This window comes from Nocardiopsis sp. CNR-923, assembly GCF_001942255.1.
Classification (GTDB): Bacteria; Actinomycetota; Actinomycetes; order Streptosporangiales; family Streptosporangiaceae; genus Nocardiopsis.
In genome coordinates this window covers 93,539-105,662 of the sequence record NZ_MKKC01000120.1, presented here as the reverse complement: position 1 = coordinate 105,662, position 12,124 = coordinate 93,539, and the positions used below count along the sequence as shown (strand labels likewise).

Annotated in this window: 7 protein-coding genes and 2 pseudogenes; 6 read left to right on the top strand and 3 right to left on the bottom strand. The window is 71.6% G+C overall.

Going from position 1 to position 12,124, the window contains the following annotated elements:
* Positions 1-2: 2 nt before the first annotated feature.
* Positions 3-860, bottom strand: a complete 858-nt coding sequence (locus tag BJF83_RS21635; protein WP_075927745.1) for a biotin--[acetyl-CoA-carboxylase] ligase — start codon at positions 858-860, stop codon at positions 3-5.
* Positions 861-883: 23 nt separating this feature from the next.
* Here BJF83_RS21635 and BJF83_RS21630 point away from each other — a divergent pair.
* A pseudogene (locus tag BJF83_RS21630) lies at positions 884-1,393 on the top strand (hypothetical protein); the annotation flags it as partial.
* A 275-nt stretch (positions 1,394-1,668) separates the two neighbouring features.
* Here the strand turns inward: BJF83_RS21630 and BJF83_RS21625 are convergent.
* Complete coding sequence (locus BJF83_RS21625) at positions 1,669-4,230, bottom strand: phosphoenolpyruvate carboxylase (protein ID WP_075927805.1); 2,562 nt, start codon at positions 4,228-4,230, stop codon at positions 1,669-1,671.
* A 334-nt stretch (positions 4,231-4,564) separates the two neighbouring features.
* Between BJF83_RS21625 and BJF83_RS21620 the strand changes: the two genes are divergently transcribed.
* Positions 4,565-6,175: an acyl-CoA carboxylase subunit beta gene (locus BJF83_RS21620; RefSeq protein ID WP_075927744.1), complete on the top strand. Its 1,611-nt coding sequence runs from the start codon at positions 4,565-4,567 to the stop codon at positions 6,173-6,175.
* Positions 6,176-6,208: 33 nt separating this feature from the next.
* Here the strand turns inward: BJF83_RS21620 and BJF83_RS27665 are convergent, their stop codons facing one another.
* A complete protein-coding gene (locus tag BJF83_RS27665) occupies positions 6,209-6,517 on the bottom strand; it encodes a hypothetical protein (RefSeq protein WP_075927743.1) in 309 nt (102 codons plus the stop codon).
* A gap of 135 nt (positions 6,518-6,652) precedes the next feature.
* Between BJF83_RS27665 and BJF83_RS21610 the strand changes: the two genes are divergently transcribed.
* The 4 genes and pseudogenes from BJF83_RS21610 (at position 6,653) to BJF83_RS21595 (ending at position 12,100) form a co-directional block, all read left to right on the top strand.
* On the top strand, positions 6,653-6,886 hold the full coding sequence (locus BJF83_RS21610) for an acyl-CoA carboxylase epsilon subunit (RefSeq protein WP_075927742.1): 234 nt from the start codon (positions 6,653-6,655) through the stop codon (positions 6,884-6,886).
* 81 nt (positions 6,887-6,967) lie between these two features.
* Positions 6,968-8,734 (top strand): biotin carboxylase N-terminal domain-containing protein, encoded by a 1,767-nt coding sequence (locus BJF83_RS21605; RefSeq protein WP_075927741.1) that lies wholly within the window; start codon positions 6,968-6,970, stop codon positions 8,732-8,734.
* A 487-nt stretch (positions 8,735-9,221) separates the two neighbouring features.
* Positions 9,222-10,661: a dicarboxylate/amino acid:cation symporter gene (locus tag BJF83_RS21600; protein WP_075927740.1), complete on the top strand. Its 1,440-nt coding sequence runs from the start codon at positions 9,222-9,224 to the stop codon at positions 10,659-10,661.
* A gap of 150 nt (positions 10,662-10,811) precedes the next feature.
* Positions 10,812-12,100: pseudogene (locus tag BJF83_RS21595) on the top strand (chemotaxis protein CheA).
* The last annotated feature ends 24 nt before the right edge of the window (positions 12,101-12,124 follow it).

The following is a 12,124-nucleotide window of genomic DNA, read 5'->3' as shown; positions in this document are numbered from 1 at the left end:
GGTCAGACGCCGGGGCGCACGTGCACGACGTCGCCCGCGCTGAGCGCCCGGGGCCCGCCCGGCGTCTCCACCACGAGCCGGGCGTGGTGGTCGACGGCGGTCGCGGTGCCCTCCAGCAGCGCGTCGCCGGGCAGGTTGACGCGTACCCGGCGCCCCACGGTCACGCAGACGCCCCGGTAGGCGTCGGCCAGCCCGCTGACCTCGGCGTCCCCGTCGGCCGCCGACCACGCGACGTACAGCTCCCCGAAACCGGCCAGGACGGCGCGAAGGAGCGCGGAGCGGTCCAGGTCGGTGGCGCCCTCCCCGCGCAGGGAGACCGCGGTGTCCACGGGAAGTTCCGCGCGTGTCTGGGAGACGTTCACGCCCATGCCGACCACGACCGCCGGAGCGCCGGGGTCGGAGAAGTCGGCCTCGGAGAGGATGCCCGCCAGCTTGCCGTCGCCGGTCGCGCCCCCGGCACGTGCCCCGGCGGGAACGATGACGTCGTTGGGCCACTTCAGCGCCGCCCCGACCCCGGTCACCCGGCGGATGGCGCCGACCGCGGCCACACCCATGAGCATCGACAGCCAGCCGAGCGTGTCCGCGGGAACGGTGACGCGCAGCAGGACGGAGAAGGTGAGCGCGGCGCGGTCGGGGGTGGTGAAGTCGCGCCCGAGACGGCCGCGCCCGGCGGTCTGGTGCTCGGTGGCCAGCACGCCGCCGTGCGGCGCCCCGGCCTTGGCGCGCGCGAGGAGTTCGCTGTTGGTGGAGCCCACGGCGGGGAGCACGTCGACGCCGCGCCACATTCCTCCGGGGCGCGCCAGAGCGGCGTTGAGCGCCACCGGGTCGAGCGGCGGTCGGAGGACGTCGTCGTCGGTCATACGCCCATTACAGCAGCGCCGGGATGCCCCGGGAAAACCATCTCGCGGGCGGAGGTCACCAGTCACCCCGAAACCAGCACATCGGTGATCACACGTTGCTACGTTCAGCCACCGGAGGCGGCTCGGCAGATGAGCGTCGCGGAGGCGGGGACGCTCGTGGACACTCCGTCCGCGTGGGGATTGACCTCGCGCGCCTGGGAAGAGTGGGACCTGCCCGATGGTGGGCGGGCCGAGATCATCGAAGCCCGTCTCCTTCTCGTGGCGCCCCCACGCGCGAGCATTCGCGCATCGTCGCCCCGCTGCGGAAACAGCCCTATCGCGAGATCTTCCGTGACGGCGGCGACCCCGCGGAGGCCGACGTGCACCAGACGCTCGACGTGCGGATCCCGTTCCGGTCGAGTCTGTTCATCCCCGACCTGGTCGTACTCCCTGACTCGGTTCTGGAGCACGTCCCGGCAGCATGGTGTCGGCTGCGTTGTCGACATGTCGAGGTGACGTCGAAGAGCACCGCGGACAAGGATCGCAACGCCAAGCTCTGGGGATACGCGCACGCCGGGGTCCCCCTCCACCTTCTGGTGGACCGCTGGGCCCCGGAGACGGGCAAGGGCGAGGTCACGCTCTTCATCCCAGCCAGGGGAAGGCCGTTGCACCAGTGCCGTCAAGGTCCCCTTCGGCAAGGCGATCCACCTTCCCGAACCGTTCGGCGTCACGCTGGACACCTCGGACTTCCCGGTCTGAGCGCCCGTCCCCACGCACGACCGCGCCCGCACCCTGACCCGGGCACGGGGGCGCGACGCGTCCGCCCGGGTCAGCCGGTGTTCTGGAGTCCGGCCGCCACGCCGTTGACCGACAGCAGCAGCAGGCGCTCCAGGTGCTGCTGGTCCTGCTCGGACAGGGAGTCGGCCTCCTCGCCCCGCAGCGCCTCCAGCGCCCGCAGTTGGAGGTGCGACAGCGCGTCCACGTACGGGTTGCGCAGGTCCACCGCGCGCGAGAGCACCGCGCGGTTCTCCAGCAGGCGGCCGTGCCCCGTCACCGTGAGCACCAACTCGCGTGTGCGGTCGTACTCGGCGAGCACCCGCTCGCTCAGCTCAGGCCGACCGCCCAGCGCCAGATAGCGCTCGGCGATCGTGCGGTCGGTCTTGGCCAGGCTCATCTCCGCGTTGTCCAGCAGCGACGCGAACATCGGCCACTCGCGGTAGGCGCGCTGGAGCACCGAGACGTCCTCGACGGCCGCCAGACCGGTGCCCAGGCCGTACCAGCCCGGCAGGTTCACGCGGGTCTGCGTCCACGCGAACACCCATGGGATCGCCCGCAGGTCACCCAGTCCCCTGGCCGCGCCGCGCCGCGCCGGGCGCGAGCCCAGGCGCAGCTCTCCCAGCTCCTCCAGTGGGCTGACCTGGGAGAACCATGCCGCGAAGCCCTCGGTGCCGATCAGCTCCAGGTACGTCTCCTGCGCCGCCGCCGCGATGGTGTCGGCGAACGGGCGGAACCGCTCGGCGGCCGAGCGCTCGCGCTCCTGCACGGCGTCGGTCGAGGCCATCAGGATCGCGTGGCCCACCTGCTCGACGTGGCGGCGGGCGATCGCGGGCTGACCGTAGCGGGCGAAGATGACCTCGCCCTGCTCGGTCACCTTGAACCGGCCGCCCACCGAGCCCGGCGCCTGCGCGAGCAGCGCGCGGCTGGCCGGGCCCCCGCCGCGGCCCAGGGACCCGCCCCGGCCGTGGAAGAGGGTCAGCCGCACGTCGTGCTCGCGCGCCCACGCGGCCAGTCGGGCCTGGGCGTCGTACAGCCGCAGCGTGGCGCTGACCGGTCCGACGTCCTTGGCCGAGTCGCTGTAGCCGAGCATGACCTCGATCCGGCGGCCGGACTGCTCCAGGCGGCGCTGGACCCCCGGCAGCTCCAGCATGCCGTCGAGGACCCCGGGAGAGGCGTCCAGGTCGGCGCCGGTCTCGAACAGCGGGATGACGTCCAGGACGGGCACCCGGTCGGCGGGCAGCGCGTGGCCCGCCAGCTCGTACACGGCCGCGATGTCCTCGGCCGAGCGCGTGAAGCTGACGATGTAGCGGCGGCAGGCCTCCACCCCGAAGCGCTCCTGGATCCAGGAGATCACCCGCAGGGTCGCCAGCACCTCCTCCGTGCGCTCGGACGGCCGCTCACCGGCGCGCAACTCGGCCAGGGCGGCCGCGTGCACTTCGCTGTGCTGGCGGATCTCCAGCTCGGCCAGGTGGAATCCGAAGGTCTGCGCCTGCCAGATCAGGTGCTGGAGCTCGCCGTAGGCCTGCCGGACCGCACCGGCCGCGACCAGCGAGTCCTGGACGACGCGCAGGTCGGCGAGGAAGTCGTCGGCGGTGGCGTAGGCCAGGTCCGCGTCGCGTTCGCGGGTCGCGCGCAGCCGAGTGGCGCACAGCAGTAGGAACTGGCGGTGCGGCTCGTTGGGCGAGCGCCCGGTGATCTCGGCCAGAAGGCCGGGCTGCCCCGCCTTGGCGGCCGAGACGGCGTCCAGGAGTGCGGGACTGGCCGGGGTGAGGCTGGAGTAGGCGGTGAGGGTGCGGGCGACCTGGTCGCACGCGTTCTCCAAACCGCGCAGCACGTGCTCGGACTGGATGCGCATGGCCTCGCGCGTCACTTCGTGCGTGACGAAGGGGTTGCCGTCGCGGTCTCCGCCGATCCAGCTGCCGTACCGGACGAACGGCGTCGCGCGGGGGGCGCGCACCCCCGTTCCCCCGGGGTCGACCGCCGCGTCCAGTGCCCGGTACACCTGCGGGATGACCTGGAAGATGGTCTTGTCGAACGCGGCGAGCGCGGTGCGCACCTCGTCGAGCGGGTCGAGCTTGGTGTAGCGCAGCTGGGAGGTGCGCCAGAGCAGGTCGATCTCCTCCAGCAGGCGCCGGTGCGCCTCGGCCGCGGCGCTGCTGCCCTCGTGGGCGGCGTGCCAGGCGTCCAGCTGGGCACTGATCCGCAGGATGGACGTCGACACGGCGCGCCGTCGGGCCTCGGTCGGGTGCGCGGTGAGCACGGGATGGAACTCCATGCCCGCGACGAGTTCGGTGAGGCGTTCCTCGCCCCCGTCGGTCTCCCGGATGGCGCGCACGGCGGCGGCCAGGGACTCGCGGGGCGGGTGGGCGGCGTCGTCGCGCTCGCGGAGGGCCCGCATCCGCTGGTGCTCCTCGGCCAGGTTGGCCAGGTGAAAGTAGACGGTGAAGGCGCGGGCCACCTGCTTGGCCCGCTCCAGCGGCCACTCGGACACGATCGCCGTGATCTCGTCCGTGGAGACCGACCCGTCGCGTGCGCCGATCACGGCGTGCCGGAGCTTCTCCACGTCGGCGAGAAGGTCCTCGCCGCCGCTCTCGGCCAATACCGTCCCGAGCATCTCGCCGAGCAGTTTCACGTCGTTTCGGAGCTGCTCGGGAACTTCCTGCCTGGCGCTGTCTCGTTCTGCGTTCACCGCTGTCATGGGGCCGAGACTACAGATGTCGGGACTGCGCGGACGCGTTCGGGGGTGGATTTCACCGGCTTTGCGAGCACGTTAACAATTGTGCGCGGCGGAGATGAATGCACATTCGGTCACGCGTGAATTCCGGGCTCCCACCTCTTTTCGGCGGCGCGCCGGACCCCGCTTCCCCGGTGCGCCCCGTCGCCCCTACTCGCGAGTAACCAGGGCCACCTCAGATTGTTGAACAACCCAGCGACTAGACTCGGTTGGCATGGCCACCCAAGCCCCAGAACCACCGTCCGCGGCTGAGATCGACATCCACACCACCGCTGGAAAGCTCGCCGACCTGCAACGACGCCGCTACGAAGCGGTGCACGCCGGTTCCGAGCGTGCCGTGGAGAAGCAGCACGCCAAGGGCAAGATGACCGCGCGCGAGCGGATCGACGCCCTCCTCGACCCGGGCTCGTTCGTGGAGTTCGACGCCCTGGCACGACACCGCTCGACCAGCTTCGGCCTGGAGCGCAACCGCCCCTACGGCGACGGCGTCGTCACCGGCCACGGGACGGTCGACGGGCGTCCCGTCGCCGTCTTCAGCCAGGACGTCACCGTCTTCGGCGGCTCGCTCGGCGAGGTCTACGGCGAGAAGATCACCAAGGTCCTCGACCACGCCCTCACCAACGGGTGCCCCGTCGTGGGCATCAACGAGGGCGGCGGCGCGCGCATCCAGGAGGGTGTGGTCTCGCTGGGCCTGTACGCGGAGATCTTCAAGCGCAACACCCACGCCTCCGGTGTCATCCCGCAGATCTCGCTCGTCATGGGCGCCGCGGCGGGCGGCCACGTGTACTCTCCCGCCCTGACGGACTTCGTCGTCATGGTCGACGAGACGTCCCAGATGTTCATCACCGGCCCCGACGTCATCAAGACGGTCACCGGCGAGGACGTGTCCATGGAGGAACTGGGCGGAGCCCGCACCCACAACACCAAGTCGGGCGTGGCCCACTACATGGGCGCCGACGAGCACGACGCGATCGACTACGTGCGCACCCTGCTCGGCTACCTGCCCGACAACAACCTCACGGAGGCGCCGGTCCTGCCGCCCGAGGACGACCCGGGCGACGAGCTCACCGACACCGACCTGGCGCTGGACACGTTCATCCCGGACTCGGCCAACCAGCCCTACGAGATGAAGCGGGTCGTCGAGGCGATCCTCGACGACGGCGACTTCCTGGAGGTGCACTCCCAGTTCGCCACCAACATCGTGGTGGGCTACGGGCGCGTCGACGGCCGCTCCGTCGGCGTGGTCGCCAACCAGCCCATGAGTTTCGCGGGCTGTCTGGACATCGACGCCTCCGAGAAGGCCGCGCGCTTCGTGCGCACCTGCGACGCCTTCAACATCCCCGTCCTGACCCTCGTCGACGTGCCCGGCTTCCTGCCCGGCACCGACCAGGAGTGGGACGGCATCATCCGGCGCGGAGCCAAACTGCTCTACGCCTACGCCGAGGCCACCGTCCCGCTGATCACCGTGATCACCCGCAAGGCGTTCGGCGGCGCCTACGACGTCATGGGCTCCAAGCATCTGGGCGCCGACGTCAACCTGGCCTGGCCCACCGCGCAGATCGCCGTCATGGGCGCCCAGGGCGCGGTCAACATCCTGCACCGCCGCACCCTGGCCGAGTCCGAGGACGTCGAGGCCGAGCGCGCGCGGCTGGTCGCGGAGTACGAGGACACCCTCCTCAACCCCTACTCGGCGGCCGAACGCGGCTACGTGGACGGGGTCATCATGCCGTCCGAGACGCGCGACCAGGTCACCAAGGCCCTCGCGGCCCTGCGGAACAAGCGCAAGCAGCTTCCGCCCAAGAAGCATGGAAACATCCCGCTTTGACTGCTCTCCTCCCCGAGGGGAAGGGGATCCTCATCACCCTTCCCGCCACGGGACCCGCGGGGATTCCTGGCTCAGGCCGCCGTGCGCCGACCCGCCCTCGCGCAGCCACCCCAAGGCCGCACGCCACCCGGTCAACAGTTCGTCCAACCTGGCCGGACCGCGCTCCTGTCCCGCCTGGTGCGCGGCGCGGGATTCGGCGACGCACCGGTTCCAGACCCACCGACACCGGTCCCACTCACCCGACAAGCCCAGGAGGGCGGTGGACGGCACACGCAACCGGAAGGCGAACCGGGCGTACCCGGCCTCCTGGCCTGTGTGTGGTGGCGGCGTCTCGATCGGCACGCCAGCCAGAACCCACGACGAAGAAGGGAGAACCCCCTACGTGTGTGAGCCAGATCACCACCACTGCGGGTGGATGACAACGGGGGCTCTGATTCCTCGCCGGCCTGAGGGCCGAGGCAACCTCGGAGAAAACTGGTGAACGAACCGACGACACCGCCGCACGTGGTCGTGGTCCGCGGCGCCCCCTCAGACGAGGAGCTCGCGGCCCTCGCCGCCGTGCTCAGCGCGCGCGCGGCCCGACGCGCCACCGACGCCGACACCGACGCGGCGACGGAACCGGCCTCCGGTTGGCGGGACCGCGCACGGAACCTGCGTGCGCACGTGCCGCCCCGGCCCGGCCCCGACGCCTGGCGCCTCAGCCTGAGGTGACCCCGTCGCCACGATTCGTAGAATTTCCGTTGAGCGGACGGCGCTCTCCAGCTCCGTGCCACAGCAGGAGGATTTCCCACCGTGCGTAAAGTTCTGATCGCCAACCGCGGCGAGATCGCCGTGCGCGTCGCCCGCGCGTGCCGCGACGCCGGTCTGGCCAGCGTCGCCGTGTACGCCGAGCCCGACCTGGACGCGCTGCACGTCAAGATCGCCGACGAAGCCCATTCCCTGGGCGGGTCGACCCCCGCCGACTCCTACCTGGACATCGCCAAACTCCTGGCCGTGGCCGCAGAGTCCGGCGCCGACGCCGTCCACCCCGGGTACGGGTTCCTCGCCGAGAACGCAGAGTTCGCCCAGGCGGTCATCGACGCGGGGCTGACCTGGATCGGCCCGCCGCCCTCGGCGATCACCGCCCTGGGCGACAAGGTCCAGGCCCGCCACATCGCGCAGAAGGTCGGCGCCCCGCTCGTGGCCGGCACCCCGGAACCGGTCTCCGGCGCCGAGGAGGTCGTGGCCTTCGCCGAGGAGCACGGCCTGCCCATCGCGATCAAGGCCGCTTTCGGCGGCGGCGGGCGCGGGCTGAAGGTCGCCCACACCCTGGACGCGGTGGCCGACGCCTACGAGTCCGCCGTGCGCGAGGCGGTCACCGCGTTCGGGCGCGGCGAGTGCTTCGTCGAGCGCTACCTGGACAAACCCCGCCACGTGGAGACCCAGTGCCTGGCCGACTCGCACGGCAACGTCGTGGTGGTCTCCACCCGTGACTGCTCGCTCCAGCGCCGCCACCAGAAGCTGGTGGAGGAGGCTCCGGCGCCGTTCCTGTCCCAGGACCAGATGGAGCGGCTGTACGGGGCGTCCAAGGCCATCCTCAAGGAGGCCGGGTACGTGGGCGCCGGGACGTGCGAGTTCCTGGTCGGCGTCGACGGGACCATCTCGTTCCTGGAGGTCAACACCCGGCTTCAGGTGGAGCACCCGGTGAGCGAGGAGGTCACCGGCATCGACCTGGTACGGGAGATGTTCCGGGTGGCCGACGGCGAGGAGCTGGGGTACGGCGACCCGGAGGTCCGCGGCCACTCGTTCGAGTTCCGGATCAACGCCGAGGACGCGGGTCGGGGCTTCATGCCCGCCCCGGGGACGATCACCGATCTGTCCCTGCCGGGCGGTCCCGGCGTGCGCGTGGACACCGGGTGCGAGGCCGGGTTCACGGTGCCGCAGGCGTTCGACTCGATGGTCGCCAAGCTGATCGTGACGGGGCGGACCCGGCAGGAGGCGCTGGCCCGCTCCAGGCGGGCGCTGGCGGAGTTCACGGTCGGCGGGATGCCGACGGTGATCCCGTTCCACCAGGCGGTGGTGGCCGACCCGGCGTTCGCTCCTGCCGACGCGGAACAGCCGTTCGGGGTGTACACGCGGTGGATCGAGACGGAGTTCGACAACCGGATCGAGCCGTGGGCGGGCGCGCCGGGCACGGCTGCGGCCGTCGAGCGCGAGACGGTGACCGTGGAGGTCGGCGGCAAGCGGATCGACGTGGTGCTGCCCGCCGGTCTGGGCGCGGCCCCGGCGGCGGGGCGGGGCACGGTCCCCGCGAGGAAGAAGCGGTCGGCGCGCGCCGGCGGCGGTTCGGCCGCGGTCGGCGGGGACGCGCTGGTGTCGCCGATGCAGGGCACGGTGGTCAAGCTGGTGGCCGAGGAGGGCCAGGCCGTCGCGGAGGGCGACCCGGTGGTGGTCATCGAGGCGATGAAGATGGAGCAGCCGCTGAACGCGCACAAGGCCGGGACGGTGACCGGGTTGACGCTCGCCGCGGGTGAGACCGTGGCCAACGGCGCGGTGGTCTGCGAGATCAAGGACGCGTAGGGCGCGCCGCCCGCACGGCAGGGGGAGGCACCGGATCGGTGCCTCCCCGTCTGTGTCGTGTCCCTACTTGTCGAAAGACAGTACGGTGCTTTCCTGGTTTGTCTCATCCGACCCTGACGCCCGGCGTGATCCTCGCCGCACTCCCCCGCTCTCCCCGCGACGGAGCCCCCTGGACTCGGGCGATCCAGACAGGACCACGCGGGATTCATCCCATGACATGTATGGAATAAGTAAGGCGTAGGGGATATTGTCCTTGACCGTGACGAACATCTGGGGACTGACGCGACGGTGGCACATCGACCTGTGCCGCCGCGGCTGTCAGGCGTGTAGCTAGTTCACGCGCGCCCGCCGAGGCGCGCGCCGCGCACCCCACCGTGTGTCACCCCCCTGCCGGTGACACCCCCTTGCCCCGTAGCCGAACTCGGCGGCGCCCACCGTGCCGCCGCACGTCCTCGGCTGTCATCGCCACCCTTCTGGAGTCACCTCCGTGTCCTCGCAGAGTGCCACCGCACGTTCGCGAAATCCGTTCGTACGCATCCCCTTCTCCGTCCAGGTCCTGGCCGGTCTGGTCCTCGGCCTCGCCCTCGGCGTCGTCGCCCTCCAGCTCGGCGCCACCGGCGACGGCGACCCGAACTGGCTCGCCACCACCCTGGACACCGTCGGCTCGATCTTCGTGACGCTGCTGCGCACGATCGTGCCGCCGCTGATCGTCCTGGCCGTCATCTCCTCGATCGCCAACCTGCGCAACGTCACCAACGCGGCCCGCCTCGCCGGGCAGACGCTGCTGTGGTTCGCGATCACCGCGCTGATCGCCGTCGCGATCGGCATCACGCTCGGACTGGTCTTCCGGCCGGGCCTGAACAGCGGCGTGGACGCGTCGACCGCCGCCGAGCCCACCACCCACGGCTCCTGGATCGCGTTCATCGAGAGCATCGTCCCGGCCAACTTCCTCGGTCTGGCCGCGAGCACCTCCCAGGCCGACGACGGCTCGCTGAGCACGTCGCTGTCGTTCAACGCCCTCCAGCTCATCGTGATCGCCGTGGTCCTCGGCATCGCGGCGGTGAAGGTCGGCAAGTCCGCCGAGCCGTTCATCAACTTCACCGCCTCCGCCCTGGACGTGGTGCTCAAGGCCCTGTGGTGGGTCATCCGACTCGCCCCGATCGGCACCGTCGGCCTCCTGGGCAACGCGGTCTACAGCTACGGCTGGACCACCATCGGCGCGCTCGGCAAGTTCACGGCGGCGATCTACGTCGGCCTGGCGCTGGTGGTGTTCGTCGTCTACCCGGTGCTGGCCCGCCTGCACGGCCTGTCGCCGGTCAAGTACTTCACGGGCGTGTGGCCCGCCGTGCAGCTCGGCTTCGTCTCCCGCTCGTCGATGGGCACCCTGCCCGTCACCCAGCGGGTCGCCGAGCAGAACCTCGGCGTTCCGCGCCACTACTCCGCGTTCGCCGTGCCGTTCGGCGCCACCACCAAGATGGACGGCTGCGCCGCGATCTACCCGGCGATCTCGGCGATCTTCGTCGCCCAGTTCTTCGGGATCGACCTGGGCGTCACCGACTACCTGCTCATCGTGTTCGTCTCGGTGATCGGCTCGGCCGCGACCGCGGGCACCACCGGCGCGACCGTGATGCTCACCCTGACCCTGTCCACGGTGGGTCTGCCCCTGGAGGGAGTCGGCCTGCTCCTCGCGGTCGACCCGATCCTGGACATGGGCCGCACCGCCACCAACGTGGCCGGTCAGGCGTTCGTCCCGGCGATCGTCGCCAAGCGCGAGGGCATCCTGGACGTGACGCGCTACCGCGCTCCGCGCGGCTCCAGCGGATTCGTTCCGCTGGACGAGGAGCCCGCCCAGCCCCTCGGGGCGCGGGGCGAGGACGGGGCCTCGGAGACGGCCGAACGGGACGCCGAGCCCGCCGCCAGGTCCTGACCCCCGCCCTAACCGACCGCGGCCCGCCGGAGACGATCCGGCGGGCCGCGCCGCGTTGTGGGGAGGGGGACACGGTGAGACCGTGGACGCGGCGGGAACTGAGCGGGCACCCCGTTCGTCCCAGCTAGTGACGGAGGCGAGAGGAACGACATGCTGCGCCGCTTGGCAACACCCACAGTCCTGACCGCCGGACTCGCGGCGGCGGTCGTGACCGCCTCGGCGATGCCCGCCGCGGCCGACACCGCACCCGAACTCCCCGACACCCAGGCCGTCGTCGACGAGTTGGAGGGCGACGGCGTCTACATCGACCCGAGCATCGACCAGATCCCGGCCGCCGACGAGGCCGCCCTGGAAACGGCCGCGGCCGGGTCCGACGTGCCCGTCTACTACGTGGTCCTCCCGACGGGGGCGGCCGGGTCCAACGCCGGCGTCGACGCCGTCATGGAGCCCGTGATGGCCGAGGTCGGCGACGGAGCCTACGGCGTCCTGGCCGGATCCGACGCCTTCCTGGTGACGTCCCCGAACATCGAGGACACCGAGGCGATCCGGGAGATCGCGCTCGCCGAGGGCGCGGGAAACCAGATCGACACGCTCACGGCCGTGCCCGACGCCGCCGAGAGCGTGGAGTCCGGCGCCGCGTCCGGCGGCGGAGGGGGTTCGGCCCTGGTCCTGCTCGCCCTCCTGGTGCTCGTCGTCGCCGCGGGCGGCTGGTTCGTCTACAACAGCCGCAGGAAGCGCGCGGCCAAGAAGGCCAAGCAGCTCGCCGAGATCCGGCAGATGGCCACAGAGGACGTCGTCCGGCTCGGTGAGGACGTGGCGGGCCTGGAGATCGACCTGACCGCGGTCGACGACGCCACCCGCGCCGACTACACGCGCGCGATCGACTCCTACGACCAGGCCAAGTCCCTGCTCGACACCATCTCCGAGCCCGACCAGGTGCGCATGGTCACCAGCGCCCTGGAGGACGGCCGCTACTACATGAGCGCGACCCGGGCGCGGATGAGCGGGGCGCCGGTGCCCGAGCGCCGCGGCCCCTGCTTCTTCAACCCGCAGCACGGCCCGTCCTCCGAGGACGTCATGTGGGCCCCGCCCGGCGGCTCGCCCCGGTCGGTCACCGCCTGCCCCGCGTGCGCGCAGGCCGTGCGGACCGGTGGGCAGCCGGACGTGCGCCTGGTCGAGGTCGACGGCGAACGCCGCCCGTACTACGACGCGGGCCCGGCCTACTCGCCCTACGCCGGCGGCTACTTCGGCATGGACATGATGATGGGCATGTTCACCGGCATGATGATGGGCTCCATGATGGGGTCGATGCTGGGCGGCGGCATGATGGGCGCCGGTGACGTCGGCGACGCCGGGGACCCGGTGGCGGGGACTTCGGCGGCGGCGACTTCGGAGGGGACTTCGGCGGCGGAGGCGACTTCGGCGGTTTCGACTTCTGAGGTTTCCACCGCGAACGCGGACGG